Source organism: Leeuwenhoekiella sp. A16, from assembly GCF_047946675.1.
Classification (GTDB): Bacteria; Bacteroidota; Bacteroidia; order Flavobacteriales; family Flavobacteriaceae; genus Leeuwenhoekiella.
The window spans coordinates 1,990,665-2,015,721 of record NZ_CP172313.1; the positions used below are offsets into that span (position 1 = coordinate 1,990,665).

Annotated in this window: 29 protein-coding genes; 15 read left to right on the forward strand and 14 right to left on the reverse strand. The window is 38.5% G+C overall.

The features are described from left to right. Nucleotides 1–4: 4 nt before the first annotated feature. Genes ACH3O9_RS08515 through ACH3O9_RS08525 form a run of 3 tightly spaced genes read right to left on the reverse strand, consistent with a single transcriptional unit; the run spans nt 5 to nt 2,115 of the window. Nucleotides 5–355, reverse strand: coding sequence for a hypothetical protein (locus ACH3O9_RS08515; RefSeq protein WP_416446250.1), 351 nt, complete (start codon nt 353–355; stop codon nt 5–7). A gap of 19 nt (nt 356–374) precedes the next feature. After that, nucleotides 375–962: an NUDIX domain-containing protein gene (locus tag ACH3O9_RS08520; protein WP_416446251.1), complete on the reverse strand. Its 588-nt coding sequence runs from the start codon at nt 960–962 to the stop codon at nt 375–377. After that, entirely contained in the window at nt 943–2,115 is a 1,173-nt protein-coding gene (locus ACH3O9_RS08525) for a sensor histidine kinase (RefSeq protein WP_416446253.1), read from the reverse strand. Before ACH3O9_RS08525 ends, ACH3O9_RS08520 begins: the two co-directional genes overlap by 20 nt. 110 nt (nt 2,116–2,225) lie before the next feature. Between ACH3O9_RS08525 and ACH3O9_RS08530 the strand changes: the two genes are divergently transcribed. The 3 genes from ACH3O9_RS08530 to aat all read left to right on the forward strand — a co-directional run bounded on the left by ACH3O9_RS08530 (nt 2,226) and on the right by aat (nt 4,419). Further along, nucleotides 2,226–3,098, forward strand: coding sequence for a flavin reductase family protein (locus ACH3O9_RS08530; protein WP_416446255.1), 873 nt, complete (start codon nt 2,226–2,228; stop codon nt 3,096–3,098). A gap of 31 nt (nt 3,099–3,129) precedes the next feature. Then, on the forward strand, nt 3,130–3,510 hold the full coding sequence (locus ACH3O9_RS08535; RefSeq protein ID WP_416446257.1) for a DUF3127 domain-containing protein: 381 nt from the start codon (nt 3,130–3,132) through the stop codon (nt 3,508–3,510). Nucleotides 3,511–3,876: 366 nt separating this feature from the next. After that, the gene (aat, locus tag ACH3O9_RS08540; protein WP_416446650.1) at nt 3,877–4,419 is read left to right on the forward strand and encodes a leucyl/phenylalanyl-tRNA--protein transferase; all 543 of its coding nucleotides are present in this window, start codon (nt 3,877–3,879) and stop codon (nt 4,417–4,419) included. A gap of 23 nt (nt 4,420–4,442) precedes the next feature. On the opposite strand, the gene ACH3O9_RS08545 is transcribed toward aat, so the two are convergent. Further along, a complete protein-coding gene (locus ACH3O9_RS08545; RefSeq protein ID WP_416446259.1) occupies nt 4,443–5,021 on the reverse strand; it encodes a DNA-3-methyladenine glycosylase I in 579 nt (192 codons plus the stop codon). Between the two features lie 92 nt (nt 5,022–5,113). Here ACH3O9_RS08545 and ACH3O9_RS08550 point away from each other — a divergent pair, with 92 nt between their 5' ends. After that, nucleotides 5,114–5,752, forward strand: a complete 639-nt coding sequence (locus ACH3O9_RS08550) for a thioredoxin family protein (protein WP_416446261.1) — start codon at nt 5,114–5,116, stop codon at nt 5,750–5,752. A gap of 9 nt (nt 5,753–5,761) precedes the next feature. Here ACH3O9_RS08550 and ACH3O9_RS08555 read toward each other — a convergent pair whose 3' ends face one another. From ACH3O9_RS08555 to ACH3O9_RS08575, 5 genes are all read right to left on the reverse strand, one after another. Further along, entirely contained in the window at nt 5,762–6,493 is a 732-nt protein-coding gene (locus ACH3O9_RS08555) for a hypothetical protein (RefSeq protein WP_416446263.1), read from the reverse strand. A gap of 128 nt (nt 6,494–6,621) precedes the next feature. After that, nucleotides 6,622–7,317 carry a tRNA pseudouridine(55) synthase TruB gene (gene truB, locus ACH3O9_RS08560; protein ID WP_416446265.1) on the reverse strand — a complete coding sequence of 232 codons (696 nt, stop codon included), beginning with the start codon at nt 7,315–7,317 and terminating at the stop codon, nt 6,622–6,624. Then, nucleotides 7,317–8,102: an undecaprenyl-diphosphate phosphatase gene (locus ACH3O9_RS08565; RefSeq protein WP_416446267.1), complete on the reverse strand. Its 786-nt coding sequence runs from the start codon at nt 8,100–8,102 to the stop codon at nt 7,317–7,319. The genes truB and ACH3O9_RS08565 overlap by 1 nt, the downstream gene beginning before the upstream one ends. Beyond that, a complete protein-coding gene (locus ACH3O9_RS08570) occupies nt 8,103–8,378 on the reverse strand; it encodes a DUF3098 domain-containing protein (RefSeq protein ID WP_416446269.1) in 276 nt (91 codons plus the stop codon). Between the two features lie 47 nt (nt 8,379–8,425). Next, a complete protein-coding gene (locus ACH3O9_RS08575; protein ID WP_416446652.1) occupies nt 8,426–9,304 on the reverse strand; it encodes a cell division protein FtsX in 879 nt (292 codons plus the stop codon). A gap of 172 nt (nt 9,305–9,476) precedes the next feature. Between ACH3O9_RS08575 and ACH3O9_RS08580 the strand changes: the two genes are divergently transcribed. The 4 genes from ACH3O9_RS08580 to ACH3O9_RS08595 all read left to right on the forward strand — a co-directional run bounded on the left by ACH3O9_RS08580 (nt 9,477) and on the right by ACH3O9_RS08595 (nt 14,699). Beyond that, nucleotides 9,477–10,406: a ketopantoate reductase family protein gene (locus tag ACH3O9_RS08580; RefSeq protein WP_416446271.1), complete on the forward strand. Its 930-nt coding sequence runs from the start codon at nt 9,477–9,479 to the stop codon at nt 10,404–10,406. Nucleotides 10,407–10,472: 66 nt separating this feature from the next. Further along, nucleotides 10,473–13,604, forward strand: a complete 3,132-nt coding sequence (locus ACH3O9_RS08585) for a leucine--tRNA ligase (RefSeq protein WP_416446273.1) — start codon at nt 10,473–10,475, stop codon at nt 13,602–13,604. Continuing rightward, nucleotides 13,604–13,879 carry a SemiSWEET family sugar transporter gene (locus ACH3O9_RS08590; protein ID WP_416446275.1) on the forward strand — a complete coding sequence of 92 codons (276 nt, stop codon included), beginning with the start codon at nt 13,604–13,606 and terminating at the stop codon, nt 13,877–13,879. The genes ACH3O9_RS08585 and ACH3O9_RS08590 overlap by 1 nt, the downstream gene beginning before the upstream one ends. A 109-nt stretch (nt 13,880–13,988) precedes the next feature. After that, on the forward strand, nt 13,989–14,699 hold the full coding sequence (locus tag ACH3O9_RS08595) for a zinc metallopeptidase (protein ID WP_416446277.1): 711 nt from the start codon (nt 13,989–13,991) through the stop codon (nt 14,697–14,699). A 132-nt stretch (nt 14,700–14,831) separates the two neighbouring features. Here the strand turns inward: ACH3O9_RS08595 and ACH3O9_RS08600 are convergent, their stop codons facing one another. Continuing rightward, the gene (locus ACH3O9_RS08600) at nt 14,832–15,302 is read right to left on the reverse strand and encodes an Lrp/AsnC ligand binding domain-containing protein (RefSeq protein WP_416446279.1); all 471 of its coding nucleotides are present in this window, start codon (nt 15,300–15,302) and stop codon (nt 14,832–14,834) included. Nucleotides 15,303–15,410: 108 nt separating this feature from the next. Beyond that, complete coding sequence (locus tag ACH3O9_RS08605; RefSeq protein ID WP_416446281.1) at nt 15,411–16,781, reverse strand: saccharopine dehydrogenase family protein; 1,371 nt, start codon at nt 16,779–16,781, stop codon at nt 15,411–15,413. Nucleotides 16,782–16,851: 70 nt separating this feature from the next. On the opposite strand from ACH3O9_RS08605, the gene ACH3O9_RS08610 reads away from it, so the two are divergent. After that, nucleotides 16,852–17,238, forward strand: a complete 387-nt coding sequence (locus ACH3O9_RS08610) for a DUF423 domain-containing protein (protein WP_416446283.1) — start codon at nt 16,852–16,854, stop codon at nt 17,236–17,238. A 64-nt stretch (nt 17,239–17,302) separates the two neighbouring features. On the opposite strand, the gene ACH3O9_RS08615 is transcribed toward ACH3O9_RS08610, so the two are convergent. Both ACH3O9_RS08615 and ACH3O9_RS08620 read right to left on the reverse strand, forming a co-directional pair. Next, nucleotides 17,303–18,052: a uroporphyrinogen-III synthase gene (locus ACH3O9_RS08615; protein WP_416446285.1), complete on the reverse strand. Its 750-nt coding sequence runs from the start codon at nt 18,050–18,052 to the stop codon at nt 17,303–17,305. 18 nt (nt 18,053–18,070) lie between these two features. Then, nucleotides 18,071–18,736 carry a DUF4271 domain-containing protein gene (locus ACH3O9_RS08620; RefSeq protein WP_416446287.1) on the reverse strand — a complete coding sequence of 222 codons (666 nt, stop codon included), beginning with the start codon at nt 18,734–18,736 and terminating at the stop codon, nt 18,071–18,073. 107 nt (nt 18,737–18,843) lie between these two features. Between ACH3O9_RS08620 and ACH3O9_RS08625 the strand changes: the two genes are divergently transcribed. Genes ACH3O9_RS08625 through ACH3O9_RS08635 form a run of 3 tightly spaced genes read left to right on the forward strand, consistent with a single transcriptional unit; the run spans nt 18,844 to nt 21,381 of the window. Then, nucleotides 18,844–19,575: a polyprenol monophosphomannose synthase gene (locus ACH3O9_RS08625; RefSeq protein ID WP_416446289.1), complete on the forward strand. Its 732-nt coding sequence runs from the start codon at nt 18,844–18,846 to the stop codon at nt 19,573–19,575. A 1-nt stretch (nt 19,576) separates the two neighbouring features. Then, nucleotides 19,577–20,917 carry a dihydroorotase gene (locus tag ACH3O9_RS08630; protein WP_416446654.1) on the forward strand — a complete coding sequence of 447 codons (1,341 nt, stop codon included), beginning with the start codon at nt 19,577–19,579 and terminating at the stop codon, nt 20,915–20,917. Further along, the gene (locus ACH3O9_RS08635; RefSeq protein ID WP_416446291.1) at nt 20,914–21,381 is read left to right on the forward strand and encodes a DUF4296 domain-containing protein; all 468 of its coding nucleotides are present in this window, start codon (nt 20,914–20,916) and stop codon (nt 21,379–21,381) included. The genes ACH3O9_RS08630 and ACH3O9_RS08635 overlap by 4 nt, the downstream gene beginning before the upstream one ends. On the opposite strand, the gene ACH3O9_RS08640 is transcribed toward ACH3O9_RS08635, so the two are convergent. Then, entirely contained in the window at nt 21,370–22,395 is a 1,026-nt protein-coding gene (locus tag ACH3O9_RS08640; RefSeq protein ID WP_416446293.1) for an NAD-dependent epimerase/dehydratase family protein, read from the reverse strand. The genes ACH3O9_RS08635 and ACH3O9_RS08640 overlap by 12 nt on opposite strands. A 227-nt stretch (nt 22,396–22,622) precedes the next feature. Between ACH3O9_RS08640 and tyrS the strand changes: the two genes are divergently transcribed. The 3 genes from tyrS (at nt 22,623) to ACH3O9_RS08655 (ending at nt 25,044) form a co-directional block, all read left to right on the forward strand. Further along, entirely contained in the window at nt 22,623–23,921 is a 1,299-nt protein-coding gene (gene tyrS, locus ACH3O9_RS08645; protein WP_416446295.1) for a tyrosine--tRNA ligase, read from the forward strand. 221 nt (nt 23,922–24,142) lie between these two features. Continuing rightward, complete coding sequence (locus ACH3O9_RS08650; RefSeq protein WP_416446297.1) at nt 24,143–24,589, forward strand: antitoxin Xre/MbcA/ParS toxin-binding domain-containing protein; 447 nt, start codon at nt 24,143–24,145, stop codon at nt 24,587–24,589. After that, a complete protein-coding gene (locus ACH3O9_RS08655) occupies nt 24,589–25,044 on the forward strand; it encodes an RES family NAD+ phosphorylase (protein WP_416446299.1) in 456 nt (151 codons plus the stop codon). The genes ACH3O9_RS08650 and ACH3O9_RS08655 overlap by 1 nt, the downstream gene beginning before the upstream one ends. Nucleotides 25,045–25,057: the final 13 nt, after the last annotated feature.

Sequence of the window (25,057 nt, forward strand, 5' to 3'; positions counted from 1 at the left end):
TCTTTTAAGCCGATAATTTCATAATAAGGAAAGCGGCAACAGCTGCAGCAATTGCTACCCCCAGAATTAATACGATACCCAGAGTTTTAAGTTTAAAATATTTTTTTGGTTCGCCGGCAAGTTTACGGTTGTAGTTGTAAACGCGCTCAATATCTTCCGTCCAGCGTGCAGGGTAAATAGGGGTATTACATTTTGTGCATTGCAGATCTGTTTTTATTTCTGCAAGAGAGCGCTTATAGAGTTTGCCTTCTTCGTGTGGTTGTGAGAAGCTAAGCTTCAAGCCATCATTCGCATAACATTCCGGGCAATTATTATTGAGTGTACCCTCCCAATATTTACTATAAATAGTTTTCATTAATTTTTTGCTTGAGCGCTTAATTTTTTGGTTTGAATAAATTTAATTGCGCATACTGCAATAACATGATCGTTTTGGCATCTTTAATCTCGCCATTTTTTATCATATTTATCGCTTTCGCGAAAGCGTATTCATGCACGATAATATTTTCTGTCTCGTGTTCTGCACCACCGCCTTCAGACACTTTTTCTGCTTCTGTATACGGGGCGACAAAGAAATGTAAAATTTCTGTAACAGCACCCGGCGACATATAAGACTCAAAAACTTTTTCAACTTTTGTGAGGTAATAACCGGTTTCTTCTTCTATTTCTTTAAGAATCGCAGTCTCAGGATCATTTTCATCAAGCAGACCGGCGCAGGCTTCTATCATCATGCCGCTGGAGTTTTTATTGAGATACGTTGGCATGCGAAATTGCTCTGTGAGAATAACCGTTTCTTTTTCCAGATTATAAAGTAAAACCACCGCGCCATTGCCGCGGTCGTAAACTTCGCGTTCATGCTTTTCCCACTCGCCGGCATTATTTAAATATTCAAATGAAGCCTTTTGCAGAATGTACCAATTATTAGAGAGTGTGTGTAGTTCTAGATTACGTACGTTTTTGTTCATCTTCTATTAATTTTAATGAAACCTGAAATGTTGTGCCTTTATTCAATTCGCTGTGCAACACTTTTATGTGGCCGTCATGATACTCTTCTATTATGCGTTTAGCAAGAGAAAGTCCCAGACCCCAGCCTCTTTGTTTAGTTGTAAAACCAGGCTCAAATACTTTAGAGAATTTATTTTTTGCGATCCCTTTACCGGTATCAGAAATCAAGATATTTACAAAGCGGGTATCTCTTTTTACCACAAGTGACAATTTTCCTTTCCCTTTCATGGCATCTATAGCATTCTTGACCAGATTTTCTATGGTCCAGCCAAATAGCTCTTTATTGAGCATAACATAAAGTTCACCTTGCGGCGGCGTGTCTATAGAGAAAGCTATAAGCTTAGAACTACGTTTTGCGAGGTAGTCAAAAGTTTCGGTTGTTTCTTCTATTATGTTTGTCTTTTTAAGTTTGGGAATTGAGCCTATTTTAGAGAATCGTTCTGTAATTATGCGCAGGCGGTCTACATCTTTATTTATTTCTTCAATGTATTCTGGGTTTACATTTTCTGTCTTTAAAATTTCAGTCCAGCCTACAAGAGATGACAACGGTGTGCCTATTTGATGTGCGGTTTCTTTTGCCATACCAGCCCAAAGTAAATTTTGTTCTGAAGCTTTTGAGGTTGCATAAAAGAAGTATATAACCGCCACAAAAAGGATAACTACCACAATAAGTGCAATGGGGAAATACTTTAACTGGTTTATGATAGGCGAGTGCCCGTAGTATGCATATTGTAGCGGCCCTTCTTTCATATCGATACGTATGGGTTCATTTTCTGCCTCCATACTGCGTATTAAATGATTAGCTTCTTCCTTGTCATTTAATACCCTGTCTGATACATTGAGGCTGTAGAAAATGCTGTCATTTTCATCTGTTACAATAATGGGTAAGGTGGTGTTTTTAAGATTTATCTCTTTGTACAATTCCGCGTAAGCGTAAGAATCTGCAGCATTTAGACCTTCGAGAGAAGTAGCCCAGATTTCCATTCTGTCGCGTTCTGCCTGCTTGAGTTGATCAAAAAACAGAGATACATTCCACAAAATAAGGCCAATGATCAATATGGCGGCAACAATAATAAACCAGCGGGAAAAACGCTGATCTGGATTAAACTTCATATAAACTGAGCTTTGATTAAATATAAAGCAATTAAGAGAAAATTATTGTAATCAAAACGGTTTTAAGTTGTTCGTCATATTCATACCTTTGTAAAAATCAAAAAAATTCTATGCTTACAATAGATCCCAAAGATCTTTCTACGGGAAAACTACATGGCTATTTAGTGAGTTCAATAGGACCGCGGCCTATAGCTTTTGCAAGCACAGTAGATGTAAAAGGCAATGCAAATCTGGCGCCTTACAGCTTTTTTAATGTATTTAGCACAAACCCGCCGGTATTGATATTTTCTGCTGCCAGACGTGTGCGTAATAATACAGTAAAACACACGCTAGAGAATATTGTTGAGACCAAAGAGGTTGTTATCAATATCGTGAGTTATGCCATGGTACAGCAAATGTCTCTGGCAAGCACAGAATTTGAAAAAGGTGTAGATGAGTTTGAAAAATCGGGGTTTACTAAGGTAAAATCAGATTTTGTGAAGCCATTTCGGGTTAAGGAATCACCGGTGCAAATTGAATGCAAGTTGCGTGAAATAATAGCCTTAGGTGAAGAAGGAGGAGCAGGCAATCTTATTTTATGTGACATTGTGAAAATGCATATTGCAGAAGATATTCTGGATGCAGACAAGAAGATAGATCAACATAAAATAGATCAGGTAGCGAGAATGGGAGGCGACTGGTATAGCAGAGCAAATTCCGGACTTTTTGAAGTGACGAGACCTGTGCAGGACATGGGTATAGGTGTAGATCAAATACCAGATGAAGTGCGATTAAGTCCTATTCTTACAGGTAATGATCTTGGTAAATTAGGAAATAGCAAAAACCTGCCTGTAGATGATGAAATTCGGTCTTTTTTAGCCGAAAATCAGCCGGAGCGTGAACTGGTTTCTACCGGTGATCGGGATCGCATACACAGAAGGGCGCAGGAGTTTTTACATGAGAATAGAACAGGCGAGGCCTGGAAATTATTATTAGCGAAATAGCTTTCGGGAAGGGAGCACAAATACAATTTTTATGGAAGTACAAGGTAAAGTAAAGTTAATAGGAGAAACACAAACATTTGGAAGCAGTGGGTTTCGCAAGAGAGAGATTGTAGTTACTACAGAAGAGCAATACCCACAGCACATTATGGTTGAGTTTATTCAGGATAAAACTGACTTGCTAAATAACTATAAAGTAGGACAGAACGTTAAAATAAGCATCAACCTGCGCGGCAGAGAATGGGTGAGTCCACAAGGTGAGACAAAATATTTTAATACAATACAAGGCTGGAGAATTGAGAATCTGCAAGCGGGCGCTCCTTCTGGCGGTAATATACCTCCTGTACCACCAGCAGATCAATTTGAGCCGGCATCAGACTTTAGTGATGATGATCATGATGATCTGCCTTTCTAAAAAAACTATCGGCTTACATTTAAGAGGCTGTCTAAAAAGATTAATTTTCGTCAACCTGAACTGTCACACTTCGCCTGTTGAAGTGTTGTTTCGGGTTCTTATAAACATTGTTTTAATAACGATGGGAATAAAGAATGACGAATGCACTACTTTTTAGACAGCCTTTTTATTTTTAATTACCAATCCTGAGTCTTAATAAATTCTCAGGATCTCTTACATAATATATGCTGCTAAAAGAGTAATTTAGTTAGTGTACCCAAATTAATAATTATCATATATCTACACCCAGATCAACCTTTCCCTCATCCTTCACAGGCGAGTGAAGAAGGCTTACTGGCTTTAGGCGGCGACCTGTCTATAAAAACACTGGTCAATGCTTATAGTACAGGCATTTTCCCGTGGTTTAATGTAGGGCAACCTATTTTGTGGTGGTCGCCAGATCCCAGAATGGTATTGTTTCCGCAGAAAATAAAAGTTTCAAAATCAATGCGAAAAGTGCTGCGAGAAAATACATTTACTATAACCCACAATGAGAATTTTCTTGACGTTATTCTCAACTGCAAAAGAATAAAACGAGAAGGCCAGTTAGATACATGGATTACTAACGATATGGTCGCGGCTTACCTGGAGCTCTTTGAAGAAGGCATAGCAGAATCTGTTGAGGTATGGCAGGACGATGTTTTAGTAGGCGGTTTGTACGGGATAAACTTAAAAGATAAAAAAGTGTTCTGTGGTGAATCTATGTTTGCTAAAAAGAGCAATGCGAGTAAAGCCGGCCTAATTTGGCTTTCGCGAAAGCTAACAGAAGAAAGTTATAAGCTAATAGACTGTCAGGTTTATACAGATCACCTTGCGAGTATGGGTGCAGAGGAGATAGACAGAGAGCAGTTTTTAGGATTTCTGGAGTGATTTTTGGCTTTTAAAAGCGATTTTTAGGAATTCATTTGTGCGACTTCGCTGTGTCGAAAACAACTCACCTCATGGTCATTTACCATTCCTGTAGCCTGCATATGTGCATACATAACAGTAGAGCCTACAAATTTAAAACCTCTTTTTTTCAGGTCTTTGCTTAGAGCATCACTTATAGCTGTTGTAGGCGGTGCGGTTTTATAATTCTCAACGTGATTATGAATGGGAGAGCCTTCTACAAAACCCCAGATGTATTTTGAAAAACTGCCAAATTCTTCCTGAATTTTCATAAAAAGCTGTGCATTTGTAACAGCAGATCTTACCTTAAGTTTGTTGCGTATAATACCGGGATTTTGGAGAAGCTCTTCCAGCTTATCTTCTTTGTATTGCGCTATTTTCTTGTAATCAAAATTATCAAAAGCTTCTCTAAAGTTTTCGCGTTTGCGCAAAATTGTTATCCAACTCAAACCTGCCTGAAACGTTTCAAGAATTAAAAACTCAAATAAGGTTTCATCATCATAAACCGGTACGCCCCATTCTGTATCGTGATACGCTTCATAAAGAGGATCACCTAGGCACCAGCCGCATTTTTGTTGGGTCATTATTAACAATTTTTAGCGACTAAAGATATTATTTTTGATGTGATATATTTTAAATCTCAACAGTAACTTTGCTGTTTCTGCATATTAGTATAATGATTAAAACACAGATAGAACAGGAAGAACTTGTAAGACAGGCTTTAAAGAGAAGTATTTCTTACGCAGACTACCGCCTACTGGTAGATAAACACGCTTCTACCTTCACAAGTACAGGTCATACACAAACCGAAGCGCTTTCTAATTATACCATTCTTAATAACAAAAGGATGAAAAGGTGGGATAAGACCCTTAAGTTAGATCCAGAACACAAAGCCCAAATAGAAAAGTTAGATTACAAAATGAACTGGCTTGTACTTACTGAGAGCTGGTGTGGCGATGCAGCACATACAATTCCTGTAATGAATGCGCTTGCAAATTGTAATGAGAATATAGATCTGAGTATTGTGCTACGAGACGATAATCCCCAATTGATGGATGCTTTTCTTACAAATGGCTCTATGTCTATACCTAAACTTATTATTCAGGATGACTTGTCAAAGGGTGTTTTAGGAAGTTGGGGACCCAGACCGTCTACTGCTACAAATCTGGTTGAAGATTATAAAAGCAAAAATGAGTTGTTAACGCCTGTTTTTAAAGAAGAATTACAAATGTGGTATAATAAGGATAAAGGGCAAACTACAGCAAGCGACATTGTAAATCTAATCGAGTCGTTTTATGCTCAAAACGAAATTTAAAAATTAATTTTATCCCTGAAACTCAAAAGTGATGCTGCCTAATTGAGTAGGTTTGTCTCCTTTATTAAAAAAAGCGCGTTCTGCATATTGCAACGCCTGATCTACCAGGCAACCATCTGAAGTTGTAGATGCCTTTTTGTTATATGATGTTTTTGTTACTCTGCCTAAATCACTCACTTCTATATTTATTACCACTTTACCCGTACCGTCACAAGTATAAACGGGGTTAGGTATTTTAACCGCATCACGGTCATTTAAGATATAGGTCACTGTACTTCTGCGACTGCCTGAAGTGCTTACTCTGGCTTGCTCTTTATTAGTATCGTCACCACTGCTTTGCTTCTCTTGAGATTCTGCTCTTAGCGCTGCGATCTTACTTCGGTAATCTGTGTAGGCCAGATCATTGTCGCTCTCTGTACTTTGCTCTTCTGCCTGAGAAGCATTTTCCATGGCGTCCTGCAATTTGTCCTGCTCTTTAAAATATCGGTTAGCCTCTCGTTGTAAACGCTCACTGTTATACGCTTGGTGAGTGAGTTTTTCGCTTTTAATTTCTTGTTCTTCCAGTTCCTGTTCTTCTTCAGGAGTGATTTCTGGCTGCTCTTCTACAATAGGAATGGGTATAAATTCTTCCTCCGTTTTTTTGTCAAAAGGCTTTATAGTGATAAAGAAAAATATAAGAATGAGAATCCCCGCACCGCTAAAGGTGATCAATAAAGATTTATCCTGGGGGCTTATATACATAAAGGTCAAAGTTAGTAAAACTGAGCATTTATAACTCTTAACAGATTGCTTTAAAACAGATTAAGAAGATAAAAGCTCTTAAAATTTGGTGCTTTTTAAGCGATTTTTAGCTAAAATAACCGATTTTTCTACAAGTCGTTTTTAATTTCAGCTTCAAAAGCTTCAATGGTAACGCCGTTTCTCACATGAAATTCTCCTATGCGTGTACGTCTTAACGCAGAAAGATGCGCGCCATTGTTTAAAGTTTTGCCAAAATCGTGAGCAAGCGAGCGTATGTAAGTGCCTTTGCTGCAGCTTACGCGAAAATCTACTTCGGGAAGTGCTATGCGTGTGATTTCAAATTCACGTATTTCTACCTGGCGAGAAGCTATTTCTACATCTTCACCTTCGCGAGCATATTCATAAAGTCGTTTGCCATCTTTCTTTAAAGCTGAAAAAACCGGCGGAAACTGGTCAATTGTACCAATAAATTGATGAGTAGCGGCAGTTAGGCCTTCTTCAGTTAAATTTTCTGTAGAGAAAGTCTGGTCAACCTCAGTCTCGAGATCATAAGAAGGCGTTGTTCCACCAAACATAAAAGTGCCGGTGTATTCTTTTTCCTGACCCATAAATTCATTAATGCGCTTCGTGAGTTTGCCGGTGCAGATAATTAAGAGGCCGCTGGCTAATGGATCCAGAGTTCCGGCATGGCCCACTTTTATCTTTTTTATATTGTAGTTTTTCCTAATGAGCCACCTTACTTTGTTCACCACCTGAAAAGAGGTCCAGTTTAGCGGTTTGTCAATAAGGAGAATTTGACCTTCTTTGTAATCTTCAGCGGTCATTAAACAATAGTTAGTTCTTGTATGAAGAAATGAATTATAAGAATAGCTGTGCCTGCAATTATACGGTAGTAACCAAACATTTTAAAACCGTGTTTACTCAGGTAATCTATAAAAGATTTTATTGCGATAAGTGCCACAACAAAGCCTACAATGTTGCCTATGATCAACAGATTAACCTGATCACCGCTTAATTCAAAACCGTCTTTATAATAATCGTATGATTTTTTAACTGTAGCTCCCAGCATGGTAGGCACTGCAAGAAAGAACGAGAATTCTGCTGCCGCTGTACGCGAAAGTTTTTGAGACATACCACCTACAATACTCGCACCGCTGCGGGAAACGCCGGGGATCATAGCCAGACATTGAAAGAAACCTATCTTCAGGGCTGTGAGATACGAAATGTCTGTTTCTTCGGCATCGCCAAACCAATCATCTACTTTTAATAGAACAAAACCACCCAAAACAAGGGAGATCGCTACCACAACAGGGCTTTCAAGCAGGCTGTCTATAATGTCATTAAATAATAATCCTAACACAACAGCCGGAAGAAAAGCTACAAACAGTTTGTAGTAAAAATCCATTGACTGAAAGAAGCGTTTAAAGTAAAGAACAACCACAGACAGAATAGTTCCTAACTGAATTACGATAGTAAAAAGCTTTGTAAAATCTTCCTGAGCAATACCAAAAAAGGAAGAAGCAATAATCATGTGACCGGTAGAAGAAACCGGTAAAAATTCGGTTAAACCTTCTATAATCGCGAGAATAACGGCTTGTAGTGTATCCATCTATTTCTTTTTGGTTTCAGGGTTTAACAAGATTGCATAAACTTCAATCCCAAAACCCAGCAAAACCAAAGCGGGAGCAAGGCGTATACGTCTCCAGCTATAAATATCCGGATTAAAAACATTAGGGTCATCGCTTCCGCCGCCAGACATTAAAATAAAGCCAAGAGCGATCACGCCCAGACCTATAAGCATTACCGTATAATTTTTCTTGCCAAAGATGAAACTGCTTCTGTGCAGTTCATTTTGCTTTTTTAACTTTTGTTTCTTTTCTCCCATTTTCAATGGTTTAAATTTCGCCAGGAGCGAATATTTTATCTAAAATCTTAATAGTACAGTTCGTCTGTCTTCAAATTGAGGAACCGCTGTGTTGCCAGAAATGTGCTAAACCAGGCTATAATTATTCCGCCAAAGAAAATACCTGCAAACAGGGCAATTAACATCATCTGGTCATGTAGCAGATCAAGCTCAGGAAAAGTACGGTTTAAATAAAACAACACGGCGGCCATTCCTGCTAAAGCCAGAATAGCGCCTATAATCCCCAGTTTTATACTTATCCAGATAAACGGGCGGCGTATAAAACCTTTTGTCGCGCCTACCATTTGCATGGTTTTTATTGTAAATCGTTTTGCGTAAACCGATAGCCTGATAGAGCTATTGATGAGCAATACCGCGATAAATGTAAAGACTCCGCTAATAATAAGTATCCAGAGGCTTATCTTTTTTATGTTGTCATTTAATAAAGAAATGAGCGGTTGATCATAAGAAACCTCTTCTACAAAGTCTTTGCTCGATATATTGTCTGAAATATCTTTAACCTGAGTTGCGTCTACAAAATCTGCTTTTAAGTAAACGTCTATTGAATTTTGTAGCGGATTATACCCCAGAAAATCCATAAAATTCTCACCTATCTCTTTGCTGTGCTCTTCTGCCGCTTCTTCTTTTGAGACAAATGTGGTAGACTTTGTGTAATCTGCCAGAGCAAGACTTTTCTCAAGTTGTTTTATCTCAACATCCTTAGCAGAGTCTTTTAAATAGATGGTCAATGCGATCTGCTCTTTAAAATGATCTGCTACTTTCTTGGTGTTAAGAACCAGTAATCCTAAAAGGCCAAGTAAAAAAAGCACCAATCCTATACTAATAACCACCGAAAAATAGGAAGAAATCAGTCGGCGTTTTTGATACTTTTCAAAAGATGAAGGCATAAAGGCTGTAAAAATTTTGTGTAAAAGTAATAAAGTTAGCTGTTTCTTAAACGTATGCCACTTCCCATTTTGTATTTTAGACTGTAGAAATACATTCAATTTATTAATAGAGCTCATTTTTCTGTATATGCATCAGTAAAACAGCAGATTAGGGTAAACATCAAACAGCATCATGAATATTTTAATATATGGTATAGGCGGCGTTGGCGGTTATTTTGGCGGTAAATTAGCGCAAACCGGGCATAATGTGACATTTATCGCACGTGGTGCTCACCTGGAAGCAATTAAAAAAAACGGGCTACAAGTTAAAAGCGTTAATGGTGATTTTACGGCAAAGCCAGATCTTGCCACAGACAATCTGAGCAAGATCCCAGAGCCAGATCTGGTGATTCTGGGCGTAAAATCCTGGCAAGTTTCCGCTTCCGCGAAAGCGTTACAACCTTATCTCAAGCCAGAATCTGTGATTTTGCCGTTACAAAATGGTGCAGATAATATAGAAAAACTGCTGAAAATCGTGCCAAAAAACCAGGTTTTAGGTGGGTTATGCCGGATAATTAGTTACATAAAAGAACCCGGAGTTGTTGAGCATCCTGCCTTTGAACCCAATGTGATCTTTGGCGAAATAGACAACAGCAAATCAGATCGTGTTCTCGCAATAAAAGAGGTGTTTGATGAAGCGGGTTTTACTAATAAAATAGCAGATGATATTGAGGCAGAGATCTGGAAGAAGTTTCTTTTTATTTGCACCATAAGTGGTCTGGGCGGTTTAACCCGGGTTCCCATTGGTAAAATTCGCGAGAGTGAATACCTCTACAAAGTCATGCAGGATACAGCTAAAGAAATTCTTGCGGTAGCTAAGGCGAAAGGAATAAATATTTCAGAAACTGATGTTGAAAATACTTTTAAAGGCATAAACAATCAAAATCCTGAAACCACCGCTTCTACGCAGCGCGATATTATGGATGGTAAACCCAGCGAACTGGAAAACTTTAATGGTTATGTCGTAAAACAAGGTCTCGAATTAGGCATTCCCACACCGGCAAATAAAATGATTTATGAGTGCCTGTTGCCCATGGAACATGAGGCAAGAGGCGATGAGTAAACCAATCTTCATATTCCCTTAATAATCGTAAATTTGCGCCCTTATAAACGCATACCCACAAGGATAATGAAATACTATTTTAACGCGATAGAAGAAAAATGGCAACAATATTGGGCAAAAAACGGCACTTTTCAGCCTAAAAACGCCAGTGATAAGCCTAAATATTATGTGCTCGATATGTTTCCTTACCCTTCGGGGGCGGGACTTCATGTAGGTCACCCATTGGGTTATATCGCCAGTGATATCTATGCGCGTTATAAAAGACATAAAGGTTTTAATGTTTTGCATCCACAGGGTTATGATTCTTTCGGGCTTCCGGCAGAGCAATACGCCATACAAACAGGTCAACATCCTGCCCTTACCACAGAAACAAACATCAATCGCTACAGAGAGCAACTTGATAAAATAGGTTTTTCATTTGACTGGAGTCGTGAAGTGAGAACTTCAGATCCTGAATATTATAAATGGACGCAGTGGATTTTCATTCAGCTTTTTGAAAGTTGGTATAACAACGATACAAATAAAGCCGAACACATTGATACGCTTATCGCGAAATTTGAGTCGGCTGGAAATGCTGAGGTAAATGCTGTTTGCGATGATGATATCGAGAATTTTTCAGCAGAAGCCTGGAAAGCTTTTAGCGAAAAAGAAAAACAACAAATACTTCTAAAATACAGACTCACCTACCTCGCCGAAACCGAAGTAAACTGGTGCCCTGAGCTGGGAACTGTACTTGCCAATGACGAGATCGTAAACGGAGTTTCAGAACGTGGCGGTTATCCCGTCATTCGCAAAAAAATGACGCAGTGGAGCATGCGCATCTCTGCTTACGCACAACGCTTACTTGATGGTCTTGACAAAATAGACTGGCCACAACCACTTAAAGACACACAAACCAACTGGATTGGAAGGTCGAAGGGGGCTTCCGCATTTTTTAAATTACATGATGAGACCCTGAAACAAGTTCGGGGTGACGCGCGTCATTCCGAACTTGTTTCGGAATCACACATGGGGATTTCAGTCTTCACAACCCGCCCAGACACCATTTTTGGGGTAACATTCATGACTTTGGCGCCAGAGCATGAGTTGGTTGAAAAAATAACCACACCAGAGCAAAAAGCCGAAGTAGAAGCCTACATAGAAGCAACTGCAAAACGAAGCGAGCGCGAGCGTATGGCAGATGTAAAAACCATCACCGGTGCTTTTACCGGCGCGTATGCAGAGCATCCTTTTACAAAAGAGCCGGTACCCATCTGGATAGGTGATTACGTGCTTGCCGGTTACGGAACTGGAGCTGTAATGGCTGTGCCTTGCGGTGATCAGCGGGATTATGATTTTGCAAAGCATTTTAATATCCCCATTAAAAATATATTTGAAGGTGTTGATATTTCTGAAGAAGCCTATGCGGCGAAAGACAAAACACCATTAACCAATTCAGGTTTTCTTGACGGACTTTCTTATGCCGAAGCTTTACCAAAAGCTATCAACGAACTGGAAAAAATAGGTCAGGGAGAAGGAAAAATAAACTACCGTCTGCGCGATGCGGTTTTTAGTCGTCAGCGATATTGGGGTGAGCCGTTTCCGGTTTATTATGTAGACGGAATGCCGCAAATGATAGATGCAAAACATTTGCCTTTGCGCCTTCCCGAAGTTGAAAAATACCTTCCCACAGAAGAAGGCGAACCACCGCTTGGCCGCGCTACTAAATGGCACTGGGACACAAATAAAAATGAAGTAGTTGCTGTGCCAAAAGGAGAAAATCCCCCTTCTGGGGTTTGGGGGCTTGAACTCAACACCATGCCCGGTTGGGCAGGTTCCAGCTGGTATTTCTTCCGGTATATGGATGCACATAATGAAGATGAGTTCGCTTCCGCGGAAGCGTTGAATTACTGGGAAAATGTTGATCTCTACATTGGTGGTAGCGAGCATGGAACCGGGCATTTATTATATAGCCGTTTCTGGGTAAAATTCTTAAAAGATCGCGGCTTTGTTGGCGTTGACGAACCTTTTAAAAAGCTTATCAATCAGGGAATGATTTTGGGGACGAGTGCGTTTGTTTATCGATTGTATGTCAAAACAATAAGAAATGAAAAAACTGATGCAATTAGCCAGAACTCTTTAGATACTTACGATTTTATTTCTATTAAATCGAATCAGTTTCTATCGTACAATATATTGTCTAAACTTTTAAAGCTAAAACCATCTTCATCTGATGGAAATCTAGTATTTAAAGCACAGAATAAGAGTTTATCAATTCAGTTATTAAAGAATTTTGAGGCCACTGAAGAGCAAATATTGCGCTACTCAAATGGTGAATATGACTTGGAGGTAAATTTTGATTCTATTCATGCTCCAGTGGAATTCGTTAATGCTTCAGACGAACTAGATATCAAAGCTTTTAAAAATTGGCGTCCCGAGTTTAAAAACGCCATTTTTATTGGAGAAAACGGAGAAGAAATCACTGATGATAACAATAAAAATAATAAATACGTAGTAGGTCGCGAGGTAGAAAAAATGTCCAAATCAAAATACAACGTCGTCAATCCTGATGATATTTGTGTTGATTATGGGGCAGATACGTTGCGAATGTATGAGATGTTCCTCGGCCCATTAGAGCAGGCAAAACCGTGGAATACCGCTGGAATTACCGGCGTTCACAACTTCCTTAAAAAACTCTGGAAATTGTATCATTCTGGCGCAGATGAATCATTTGAAGTTACAGATATTACTGCTTCTAAAGAAGCGATGAAAACGCTTCATAAGACCATTAAAAAAGTAGAAGAAGATATAGAGAATTTTAGTTTCAATACTTCGGTTTCTACGTTTATGATAGCTGTTAACGAACTTACAGCCGTGAAGTGCAACAGCCGCGAAGTTTTAGAACCTTTGGCTGTGCTTATTTCGCCGTATGCGCCACATATTGCAGAAGAATTATGGTCAAAATTAGGCCATAAAGAGTCGATTTCTACCGCTAATTTCCCGATTTTTGATGGTAAATACCTGGTAGAAAGCAGTAAAGAATACCCTATTTCGTTTAACGGAAAAATGCGTTTCACTATGGAGCTTCCGCTTGATCTTTCAAAAGATGAGATAGAAAGCGCGGTAATGGCACATGATAAAACGCAGTTCTATCTGGAAGGACGCACGCCTAAAAAAGTAATTATAGTACCCGGTAAAATTGTAAATCTTGTAGGTTAATGTGGGAAATAGACATCATTGAGGTCATAGGACTTATTGCTGCGGTTTTTACAACCTCCTCCTTTGTGCCTCAGGTCTATCATTCTATTAAAACCAGAGATGTAGAAGGTCTTTCACTTACCATGTACATGGTTTTCTTTACCGGCGTTGTGCTGTGGACCATCTATGGCTTTTATAAAGACAGTTATGCAATTGTGCTGGCAAATTCTATAACAGGGTTGCTTGCATTTGTTTTAATCATACTCAAGGTGAAATATGGCAAGCCTAAAAAGTGATTTGTTTTTATAGCTATAGAATTAATTCACGGTCAAAAAGACAGACGCAGAAATTGGCTTGAGATTTGCTTTACAAATTGTAGATTAAACTCAATTAAAAGATAAAACGATGATTTCAGGAGGATATATGGGTTACTATTTACTTGTAGGTGCAATTGCGCTTGTGAGTTGGTTAGTAAGCAGAAAATTAAAAAGTAAATTTAAAGAATACTCTCAGGTTCATTTACAAAACGGAATGAGCGGAGCCGAGATTGCCCGCAAAATGCTTAGCGATAACGGCATTACAGACGTTGAGGTAATTTCTGTACAGGGACAGTTGACAGATCATTACAATCCCGCCAATAAAACAGTTAATTTAAGTGAGCCGGTTTATACACAGCGCAATGCCGCTGCTGCGGCAGTGGCTGCACATGAGTGTGGTCACGCGGTACAACACGCTAAAGCGTACAGCTGGTTAACCATGCGATCTACTTTAGTGCCGGTGGTAAGTGTAGCTTCTAAGATGTCTATGTTTGTTATCTTTGGCGGGGTGGTGCTTATGTCAATAATAGGTTCAGGATTAGGAATGACTGTTGCTTTAATTGGTCTTGGTCTGTTTGCGATGGGAACTATTTTCTCATTTATCACCTTGCCTGTAGAGTATGATGCCAGTCATCGCGCTTTAGCCTGGCTAGAATCTTCTAGGATGCTTACGCCTACAGAACATGCGGGAGCTAAAGATGCTCTTAAATGGGCTGCTCGTACTTATGTTGTAGCAGCTATTGGTTCACTGGCTACGCTGCTTTATTTTGCTCTGCAGATTTTTGGCGGCAGAAGGTGATTTTTTAGTCAATCTAAACCGGTTTCAGATCTCATGATTTATCAATTGTTTAAAATTGAGATTCCGAAATAAATTTGGAATGACGGTAATAAAATTTGAATTATAAAACCTCGAAAAATATTTTCGGGGTTTTTATATTTTAATCTGTCTCTGTATTTGTTGATCCAGCGAAATAAAGGTTTCAGTACGAGAAACACCTTCTATAGCCTGTATCTTTTTGTTAAGTAAGTTCATAAGATCCTCATTATTCTTACAGAGAATTTTAATGAAAATAGACCAGTTACCGGTCGTGTAGTGGCATTCTATTACTTCAGGTATTTCTTTAAGCTGCTTCACGGCAGCAGGATTGCTCATGGCGCGATCAAGATAGATCCCTACAAAAGCCATTGTGCTATACCCCAGTATTTTGGGATCAATGATAAATTTTGAACCAGAGATAAGTCCTGATTTTTCCAGCTTTCTTAATCGTTGATGTATTGCTGCGCCTGAGATACCTACTTTACGAGCTATTTCTAAAATAGGTTTACGTGCATCATCCATCAATTGACGTAGAATGATTTTATCTATTCCGTCAATGGCGATCTGCTCATTTACAATTTTCACATTTTCAGGGTTTAAACCGGGTTTACTGCTTTTGGCTGTTAAAAATAGTGAAAAGATTATTTTATGAAACTTATTAAGTTAAAAACATTAAAAGAACATTATTTGGGCTTAAGCGCCCAGATTCAGCGGGTTATAACCCAGATATGGCACCTCATATTCTTTAAAGATTATATTGTGCTCCTGCAATTCTTTTAAAATGGGCTCGTATACTTCTTTGCTAATAGGGATTTGTACACCTGGATTTTTGATGTGCCCGTTAAGAATACGTAAGGCTGCAATAGCAACCGGTAGACCTACGGTTTTTGCCATAGCGGTATTTGTTTGATCTGTCCCTACACTTACCATAGTTGCATCTATTTGCTTTTTTACACCATCGATCTCATAACCAAACTTGTGATACATCACGATCATATCCTTGTCGTCTGTAGCAAGTGTCCATTTGTCTTCAAGTATCTTTTGTAAACATTGAGCAGGTGTAGCATCAACGAGACCTATTTTCTTTTCAGGATTAAAAATATCGAGCTCTATTAATTTGTCCCACAGCAGATCGTCCTGATCTATTTTAATATTGTGACGTAGTTTAAGTTCAACTGAATCTGTATGTGAGTAAGGCAGAAAAAGGTTTATGAACTCCCTGTAACTCATATTTTGAGTGTCTTGCAGCGTATAGCTGTCGTCTGTCATACCCAGTTGCACAAAAACATTCCAAGCTCTGCAAAACCCAACCCGTCTTATTGTGCCACGATACAAAGTCAAAATATCCTGTAACCCATAAATATCGCGGTATTTGAGCGAATTTCGGTTAGCATAGGCCTCAAAACGACCGTAGCCTTCAACATCAAGAAACTCTGTTCTTCTAAATAAGCGTTGATACGGAATGTACTTATAGGTTCCTTCCTGGATAAACTCTGCAGCGCCTCCTTGCCCTGAAAGTACGACGTTGCGGGGATTCCAAGTGAATTTATAATTCCATAGATTTGAGTCACTCTCAGGAGCTACAAGTCCGCCTGTAAATGATTCAAAAAGGAGCATCTTTCCACCTTTTTCGCGAATGCGGTCGATAACCTGCATAGCACTCATGTGATCAATACCGGGATCAAGCCCAATCTCATTCATAAAAACAAGACCTTTTTGCTTTACAATGGTGTCAAGTTCCTGAATTTCTTTGCTCACATAAGAAGCGGTAACCATAGAGATACCAAAAGCAGCACAATCTCTGGCAACTTCAATATGCAAATGTGCGGGAAGCATGCTTATTACCAGATCACAACCCGTTATTGCTTCTTTACGCTCTTCATTTTTAAATATATCAAGCTCAAGAGCCTCTGCATTTTGGTGGTTTTTTGCCAGTTTTTGAGCGTTTTTTAGTGATTTATCACCTATTTTTAAAAGGAGTGATTCATCTTTAGCTTTTGATAATAAGTATGCTACAAGTTGAGAAGTTGATTTGCCTGCACCTATGATCAAAATTTTACGCATAGCCTTTGCTGTTGTATGTTTGTATGACACCTCACTAATGTAGGAAATAGATACAAGCTTAGAAAAAAATATGAACAGGAAACTTTTGATTTTAGGCGCAGTTTTAGGTTTTACTGCAGTTTTGTTAGGAGCTTTTGGCGCTCACGGACTTCAAAAAATTGTAGAACCGGCTGCCGTAGATTCATTTGAGACAGGAGTGCGTTATCAAATGTATCATGCATTTCTGGCATTGCTTGTGGGTGGTGTATTTACAATTAGCGCTAAAGCGAAAAAAACACTGTTTTACCTCTTGTTAACAGGAGTTTTATTGTTTTCGGGGTCTATTTATCTGCTTTCTACGCAGGCCGCGACAGGGATAGATTTTACTTCAATAGCTTTGCTCACTCCGTTAGGAGGTTTGTTGCTTATTTTAGGATGGGGAGTATTGATCGTTCAATTTTTAAAAAAGAAAGACTAAACCTTTTCGCATAAAAAAGCCTCTCATTTTACAATAAGAGGCTTAGATTATAAATTAAAATTCCTTATTTTTTATTGTTTACTTCATCTATGTAACGTTCTAAAGCCATAGTCATAGATGGTGTTTCAGGAGTAGGTGCCTGAATGTTGATTTTTAAACCAGCTTCTGCAGCTGCATTAACAGTTGAGTTGCCAAAAACTGCTATACGCGTATCTTTCTGTTCAAAATCTGGAAAGTTCTCAAACAGTGATTTAATTCCGCTAGGGCTAAAGAACACAAGTATGTCATAATAAACATCTTTCAGGTGTGAAAGATCGCTTACTACAGTTCTGTAAAAAATCGCCCGTTGCCAGTTGAGTTTTAAGTCATCAAGAGTTTCCGGAATATCTGGTTTTAAGGCATCTGAAGACGGAAGCAAAAATTTCTCATTCTTATATTTTTTAAGAATAGGTGCCATCTCTGCAAAGGTGCGCTTGCCTACATAGATCTTGCGTTTGCGGTAAACCACATACTTTTGAAGATAGTAAGCAACTGCTTCACTCTGGCAAAAATATTTTAGGGTATCAGGAACTTTAAAACGCATCTCTTCTGCGATTCTAAAGAAATGATCTACAGCATTACGGCTGGTTAGAATGATCGCTGAATAGTCTTTGAGGTCGATCTTTTGATGACGGACTTCTTTCCCTGGTACACCCTCCACGTGAATAAAGGGAATAAAATCAATTTTTACGCGTTTTTTTTCTTCTAGTTCAAAATAAGGAGAGTTTTCTACTTTTGGCTCTGGTTGGGAGACCAAAATTGTCTTCACTTTCATAGAGTTCAATTTTAATGCTTATACATCGATGCTAAGCAACTTAAATAAAATGAAATAGGGGGCAATTTCAAAAGCGCAAAGGTACAAAATAAAATAAAACAGATTACTGTAGATCAACTTTTCATATTTACGCAACGTATTAAAAAGAGTGATGGCGTTAAATACAAGTACTATCCCTATAATTATCCCAATTACATAAAGAGGTGGTTGTAAAGAGTAAACAAGCATCGCATTTATGGGTATAAGAAATATCGCGCCATAGTTGCGGTAAACAAATTTGTAGTAGTGATAGGTGCTTAATTCTTTCTCACCATCAAATAAAACCGCAGTCATTTTCTCAAGCAGGTATTTTACACCTATAAAGAGACCGTAAAAAATAAAGATTCGCAAAAACATGAGACTGGGCGCCACTGTAAAGCTTAAAACTTCAAATTTTGCTATGATGAGATAGATGAATAAAGAAACAGATAAAAGCTGTACTCCAAATAACAGCAAGTTAAAAGGGGTTTCAAATTTTACATTCTTACTCGTTTTTAAGAGGTATTTCTCGTTAAAGGCAAGCTCAGCAAAATCAACAAAATAACCTTCAAAGGCCAGCTTTGCAACTGCCAGTAATATTAAACAGAACACCAGTATTAAGGTGATCCAGTCATTGTTGATTAAGGTGCGCTCTATAGCTTCCAAACTGCCGATTTTAGTATAAGCAAAATTAATACAATTCACGGGTTTTGATATGGTGCACAAGTAGTTTATAGAATCAAAATAATTACATTTGCCTCAAATACTTTTTGATGGCACGTTCGCTCGTCGTAATCCCTACATATAACGAAGCAGAAAATATTGAGAAGCTTGTACGTAATGTTTTTGCGCAGCAACGCACGTTCTCTATACTGGTTGTAGATGATAATTCACCTGATGGGACTGCAGAGATAATAAAAAGCCTGATGCAAGAGTTTACAGGGCATTTATATCTGTTACAAAGGTCTGGCAAGCTGGGTCTGGGCACGGCCTATACAGCGGGATTCTCATGGGCTTTAGCCAGAGATTACGATTATATTTTTGAGATGGATGCAGATTTTTCGCATTCACCTAACGATTTGATACGCTTGTATAACGCTTGCGCGAAAAAAGGGGCAGATATGGCAATAGGCTCAAGATATAAAACAGGTGTTAATGTCGTGAATTGGCCTATGGGGCGTGTGTTACTTTCTTACATTGCGTCTAAGTATGTGCGCTTTATCACAGGGATGGATATTAGCGATACAACAGCAGGTTTTGTTTGCTATAAGCGAAAAGTACTAGAAGCCATAAATCTGGATAAGATAAGATTTATGGGGTATGCGTTTCAAATTGAAATGAAATTTAAAGCGCATTTACTAGGATTTAAAATAGAAGAAATTCCGGTTATTTTTGTAGATCGTACCCGAGGTACGAGTAAAATGAGTAAAAATATTATTTCTGAAGCCGTTTTTGGGGTGATACGAATGAAAATCAAAAGCTTGTTCAGCAAGTATGAAATTTGATATGGAAAAGGTTTTAATTAAAGATGCCAATATTGTAAACGAAGGCGAGATTATACAAGGCGACGTTTATATTGAGGACGGGATTATAATAGAAGTAGGGAAATACATAAGTGTAAAATCTCCAGATGTACACATTTTTGATGCAGAAGGGCAACACTTATTTCCCGGGGTGATAGATGATCAGGTTCACTTTAGAGAACCCGGTCTTATGCACAAAGCAACTATAGAATCAGAATCTAAGGCAGCAGTGGCAGGCGGTATAACTTCTTTTATAGAAATGCCTAACACATTGCCGCAAACGACCACTATAGAAAAGCTGGAAGATAAGTTTGCCAGAGCGGCTAAAAGTTCGCACGCCAACTATTCATTTATGTTTGGCGGTACAAACGATAATCTTGAAGAGATTAAAAAGGTTGATAAAAAGACAGTAGCCGGCCTTAAATTATTTTTAGGTAGTTCAACGGGCGACATGCTTGTTGATGACAGTAAAGTACTTGAAAAGATTTTTAGCAGTACAGATCTGTTAATCTCTGCCCACTGTGAAGATGAGGCTACTATTAGAAAAAATCTTGAGATCTATAAAGAACGCTATGGTGATGATATTCCTATTAACATGCATCCCATTATTAGAAGTGAGGAAGCTTGTTATATTTCATCATCAAAAGCTATAGCTCTTGCTAAAAAAACCGGGGCGCGTTTACATGTTTTCCATTTGTCAACGGCTAAAGAAACCAGTCTTTTTAGCAACAAAATCCCCCTAAAAGACAAGAAAATCACCGCAGAGGTTTGTATTCATCATCTATGGTTTACAGATGCTGATTATGATGAAAAGAAAACCCTCATTAAATGGAATCCCGCTGTTAAGACCAAAGAAGACAAAGAAGGACTTTGGGAAGCACTGCTTGACGATCGCATAGATGTTATAGCTTCAGATCACGCACCACATACGCTTGAAGAAAAGAAAAACGTTTATACTAAAGCTCCCAGTGGCGGCCCGCTTGTGCAGCATGCGCTTCCTGCTATGCTCGAGATGTATCACAGAGGCAGAATAAGCCTTGAGAAGATTGCCGAAAAAATGAGTCATAATCCCGCAATCCTGTTTCAGATAGAAAAACGTGGTTTTATAAAACCCGGGTATCATGCAGATCTTGTGCTGGTAGATCTTAATAACCCATGGACGGTTACAAAAGACAATATTCTTTATAAATGCAAATGGTCACCTTTTGAAGGTAATACCTTTAAATCTCGTATCTCGCATACTTTTGTTAACGGTAAACTGGCGTATAAAAACTTTAAAGTATACAATGAACGTTTTGGGCAGCGATTAACCTTTGACCGATGATAAAATACATTTTCTTTTGTATCGCTCTTTTGTGTTTGAGTTGTCAGGATGTAGAAAGACCTGAAAAACCAGACAATCTTATAGATAAAGATAAAATGGTAGATATACTTTACGATGTATCACTAATCAATGCAGCGCGCAGTTACAGTGTACCTAAATTAAAAGTTGCCGGAATCAAACCAGAGAATTTTGTTTACGAGAAATATAACATAGACAGCACACAATTAGCACAAAGCCTAACATACTATACAGTTGATTTTAATACTTATGGTCAGATTTGGGAAAGAGTAAATAAACGACTTGAAACCAAGCGTTCAGAAGTTGATAGCATTAAAAAAGTAAGCGATAGTATAGCGCGTGCAAAAGCTCAACTTTTAAAAGATGAGGGTAAAGATGTCCCGCAAAGAAGAAACCCAAATCTTACACCTCCTGAAAGAAGAGAGGTAAAGGACTCAATTCTTTAGCTGGCTTTTAAAGTGAGAAGCGATTCTTTCAATGCTTTCTTTAATAGGCGTAAACTTAAAAAAGAGCTGTTCTTCAATTTTAGAAGAATCATACACCGTATCAGTTAAAGCTGAATTTGCCGTAGATTTTGTAAGTCGGCGCCTGGTGCCAAAAAAAGTATTCAGGAACCAGTCTATTCTCCAAGCTAGGTTTAATTGCCACGATTTTAGCATGTTTTGAGGCGATTTTTTGCCTAATCTGGTCGATATTTTATCAAAAAGGATTTTAAATTTTAGATTTTCAGCTACCAGAATAAAACCTTCATTTTTAATTTCGCTGGCCATTAAAGTAAGCATTGCCGAAACCACATCTTTCACATCAACAAAACCTGTACTTCCGGGAACGCAGTATTTTAAACCTTTCGCTATTTGCGAAAACATTTTACCGCTGCCAGAATTGTAAAAACCTTCTCCCAGAATAACTCCGGGATTTACGATCACAACGTCCAGACCTTCCTGTGTACCCCGCCAGACTTCCATTTCTGAAGCATATTTAGAAATACTATAAACCGAATTCTCTTTGCTGGGATCCCAATGAGTTTCTTCGGTTACTGCGGTTCCATTTTCAGTTTCGCCCAGAGCGGCAACAGAACTTACATAGCAAAATTTCCTAACCTTACAGCTTAAGCTCAGGTTGACCATATTTGCAGTTCCCTCAATATTTATTTTTTGAAGTTCGTGCAAACGCTTCGGATTAAAAGACACCAAAGCTGCGCAGTGATATACGTAATCTACATTTTCAAAAGCATTGGTCAAAGCCCCGACATCTGTCACATCTGCCTGCACCCAATCTATTTTGTCAAAATTCTCTTGAGCTGTTTTTTCGTCTTGAGCTTTCCAGCGAAATAATGCTAAAACAGGCTCTTTGCTCGTTTCGGTACGATACGTGGCTTTGATAGGTAAGTTGCTGGTTTGAGTGAGTTCCCACAGTAAATGAGAGCCTACTAAACCTGTTCCTCCGGTAACTAAAATCATGCGGCTAAGTTAATCTCTCCAGAGGGTATAATTCCCCGAGGATTGCCTCGAATATATAAAGAATTTTCCGATTCATAATTCGTGAGCTTGCGTAGAATTTCCGGATTAAAAGAGGATCTTCATAATTAATCAATTCATTGAAGCATACAAATTGATTTCTGTGGGGCTTAAAGCATCAATATATTTATATTTGCGCCGCTTAGTTTAAGTTGAAAAATTTACAAGACATGATCAAGAATTTTATAGAAGAGTTGCAGTGGCGCGGAATGATACACGACGTGATGCCGGGTACAGAAGAACATTTAATGGAAGAAATGCGTGCTGCATACATAGGTTTTGACCCCACGGCAGACAGTCTGCATATTGGTAATCTTGTGCCTATCATGCTTCTTGCTCATTATCAACGTGCCGGGCACAAACCTTTTGCGCTGGTGGGTGGTGCAACGGGAATGATTGGTGATCCTTCTGGTAAATCAAGCGAGCGTAATTTGCTTGATGAAGCAACTTTGCGACACAATCAGGAAGCGGTAAAGAAACAACTTTCTCAGTTTCTCGATTTTAGCTCAGGCGAAAAAAATCAAGCCGTAATGGTCAATAATTACGACTGGATGAAAGATTTTACTTTTCTTGATTTCATTCGTGATGTGGGTAAACACATTACTGTGAATTACATGATGTCTAAAGATTCTGTGAAAAATAGGCTTTCAGGTGAGTCTACAGAAGGGATGTCATTTACTGAATTTACTTATCAACTCGTTCAGGGTTACGATTTCTATCATTTATATAAAAACGAAAATTGCACACTGCAAATGGGCGGTAGCGACCAGTGGGGAAATATCACTACCGGTACCGAAATGATACGCAGAATAGGTGAGGGCAAAGGTTATGCGCTTACTTGCCCGTTAATTACAAAGTCAGACGGAAGCAAGTTTGGTAAAAGTGAAGGCGGCAATGTTTGGCTTGACTCGGAAAGAACTTCGCCTTATAAATTCTATCAATATTGGTTAAATACCAGCGACGAAGACGCAGCTAAATATATCAAGATCTTTACTTTTTTAGATAAAGAGGAAATTGAAAAATTAATTGCAGAACATAACGAAGCGCCCCACCAGCGCAGTTTACAAAAACGTTTAGCCGAAGAAGTTACAGTTACCGTTCATAGCCAGGAAGATCTGGAAAATGCTGTAAAGGCTTCAGAGATTTTATTTGGAAAATCTACTAGCGCCGACTTAAAATCGCTTAACGAAAAGACGTTTTTAGATGTTTTTGAAGGTGTTCCTCAAGCCGAAATAAACCGTTCAGAAATCGCCTCAGGAGTAGAAATAATTACTCTTTTAGCCGAAAAATCAGGTTTTTTAAAATCAAACGGCGAAGTGCGCAGAGCTTTAAAAGAAAACTCCATTTCAGTAAATAAAGAGAAAATAGCTGAAGATTACAGCGTAGGCGCAGAAGATCTTATCAATGACCGTTTTATACTGCTACAGCGAGGTAAGAAAAATTATTTTGTTATTCGCGTGGTTGATTAATTAACCTGTTTCTCGATACAAATTTACCTGCGCTATCGCTCCGTTAAATTCACTCGAAGTGACTTCCCGTGTTGTCAGTTCGAGTTTTTTTTCGCTCAAAAGCGAAAGAAAATATATCAAGAACAGTTGTTTAATAAAAGAATAAAGGTCCATGTACTTCTTAATGTCCTGCTTTTTTAATAAATTGCATTTGCAATATTATTTAATCTCAATTAGGAATAATGAGTACATCACTTAAATCTGCAGGAAGCAAAAGAACGATTGGTAAACCCAAGTCTCGTTCTCTACTTAGTAAAACCGTTAAAAGTGAAGCTAATTGGCGAGTAGGTCGATTAGCGTATAGCCAGGCATTACCTGTTCTTGATTTCCTGAATTTAAATCAGGATGAAAAGGCAAAAATTTTAGATGTTAATCCTTCCACAGTATCAAGATGGAAATCAGCAGATGGTAAATTGGGCATTTTGAGTTCTAAAATGGTATATGATATAGAAGAGCTTATTGAAAAAGGAATTTCAGTTTTTGGTTCTGAAGAGAAATTTATTAATTGGCTTGAGACGGATAATTATGCGTTGGGAGATGATAAGCCTAAAGAACTTCTGCAAGATCCCAGAGGGCTGGAACTTGTTGATGAAGCCTTAGACGCACTTGCCTGGGGAAGCTATATTTAATGATTTTTTACAGAATTTATCAGGATCGGGAAAATCATTCTGCTTTGGGCTGGGGGCCCGGTGGCGCCAGATGGAACAGGGTGGGTACACCTTTAATATATTGCAGTAATTGTTTATCGCTAAGTATGGTAGAGCATCTATCAATTCGCGGTGCTGCAGTTTCAGATTTTGAATGGAGGATTGCAGAATTAGATATTCAATCAGAAATAATACGCCTAGAAAGAGAAGATCTACCTGAGTTTTGGTATAATCGCCCGCATCCTAAAAGCACACAGCAATTGGGTACATTATGGGCGCAACAGCGAAATTCCCTGGTTCTGGCAGTTCCTTCCGCCCGTCTACCTTTAAATATTTATGAGAAAGAGTATAATCTTTTAATAAACCCTTTTCATCCCGATTTCAGTTCTATACAAGTTGTAAAGGATGAGGTGATACAGTTTGAACTAAATCAATAGTAATTTCCGTTTT

Coding starts and splice junctions, on each gene's coding strand:
- ACH3O9_RS08515 (WP_416446250.1), bottom strand. CDS start 355: ATGAAAACTATTTATAGTAAATATTGGGAGGGTACACTCAATAATAAT.
- ACH3O9_RS08520 (WP_416446251.1), bottom strand. CDS start 962: ATGAACAAAAACGTACGTAATCTAGAACTACACACACTCTCTAATAAT.
- ACH3O9_RS08525 (WP_416446253.1), bottom strand. CDS start 2,115: ATGAAGTTTAATCCAGATCAGCGTTTTTCCCGCTGGTTTATTATTGTT.
- ACH3O9_RS08530 (WP_416446255.1), top strand. CDS start 2,226: ATGCTTACAATAGATCCCAAAGATCTTTCTACGGGAAAACTACATGGC.
- ACH3O9_RS08535 (WP_416446257.1), top strand. CDS start 3,130: ATGGAAGTACAAGGTAAAGTAAAGTTAATAGGAGAAACACAAACATTT.
- ACH3O9_RS08545 (WP_416446259.1), bottom strand. CDS start 5,021: ATGACCCAACAAAAATGCGGCTGGTGCCTAGGTGATCCTCTTTATGAA.
- ACH3O9_RS08550 (WP_416446261.1), top strand. CDS start 5,114: ATGATTAAAACACAGATAGAACAGGAAGAACTTGTAAGACAGGCTTTA.
- ACH3O9_RS08555 (WP_416446263.1), bottom strand. CDS start 6,493: ATGTATATAAGCCCCCAGGATAAATCTTTATTGATCACCTTTAGCGGT.
- truB (WP_416446265.1), bottom strand. CDS start 7,317: ATGACCGCTGAAGATTACAAAGAAGGTCAAATTCTCCTTATTGACAAA.
- ACH3O9_RS08565 (WP_416446267.1), bottom strand. CDS start 8,102: ATGGATACACTACAAGCCGTTATTCTCGCGATTATAGAAGGTTTAACC.
- ACH3O9_RS08570 (WP_416446269.1), bottom strand. CDS start 8,378: ATGGGAGAAAAGAAACAAAAGTTAAAAAAGCAAAATGAACTGCACAGA.
- ACH3O9_RS08575 (WP_416446652.1), bottom strand. CDS start 9,304: ATGCCTTCATCTTTTGAAAAGTATCAAAAACGCCGACTGATTTCTTCC.
- ACH3O9_RS08580 (WP_416446271.1), top strand. CDS start 9,477: ATGAATATTTTAATATATGGTATAGGCGGCGTTGGCGGTTATTTTGGC.
- ACH3O9_RS08585 (WP_416446273.1), top strand. CDS start 10,473: ATGAAATACTATTTTAACGCGATAGAAGAAAAATGGCAACAATATTGG.
- ACH3O9_RS08590 (WP_416446275.1), top strand. CDS start 13,604: ATGTGGGAAATAGACATCATTGAGGTCATAGGACTTATTGCTGCGGTT.
- ACH3O9_RS08595 (WP_416446277.1), top strand. CDS start 13,989: ATGATTTCAGGAGGATATATGGGTTACTATTTACTTGTAGGTGCAATT.
- ACH3O9_RS08605 (WP_416446281.1), bottom strand. CDS start 16,781: ATGCGTAAAATTTTGATCATAGGTGCAGGCAAATCAACTTCTCAACTT.
- ACH3O9_RS08610 (WP_416446283.1), top strand. CDS start 16,852: ATGAACAGGAAACTTTTGATTTTAGGCGCAGTTTTAGGTTTTACTGCA.
- ACH3O9_RS08615 (WP_416446285.1), bottom strand. CDS start 18,052: ATGAAAGTGAAGACAATTTTGGTCTCCCAACCAGAGCCAAAAGTAGAA.
- ACH3O9_RS08625 (WP_416446289.1), top strand. CDS start 18,844: ATGGCACGTTCGCTCGTCGTAATCCCTACATATAACGAAGCAGAAAAT.
- ACH3O9_RS08630 (WP_416446654.1), top strand. CDS start 19,577: ATGGAAAAGGTTTTAATTAAAGATGCCAATATTGTAAACGAAGGCGAG.
- ACH3O9_RS08635 (WP_416446291.1), top strand. CDS start 20,914: ATGATAAAATACATTTTCTTTTGTATCGCTCTTTTGTGTTTGAGTTGT.
- ACH3O9_RS08640 (WP_416446293.1), bottom strand. CDS start 22,395: ATGATTTTAGTTACCGGAGGAACAGGTTTAGTAGGCTCTCATTTACTG.
- tyrS (WP_416446295.1), top strand. CDS start 22,623: ATGATCAAGAATTTTATAGAAGAGTTGCAGTGGCGCGGAATGATACAC.
- ACH3O9_RS08650 (WP_416446297.1), top strand. CDS start 24,143: ATGAGTACATCACTTAAATCTGCAGGAAGCAAAAGAACGATTGGTAAA.
- ACH3O9_RS08655 (WP_416446299.1), top strand. CDS start 24,589: ATGATTTTTTACAGAATTTATCAGGATCGGGAAAATCATTCTGCTTTG.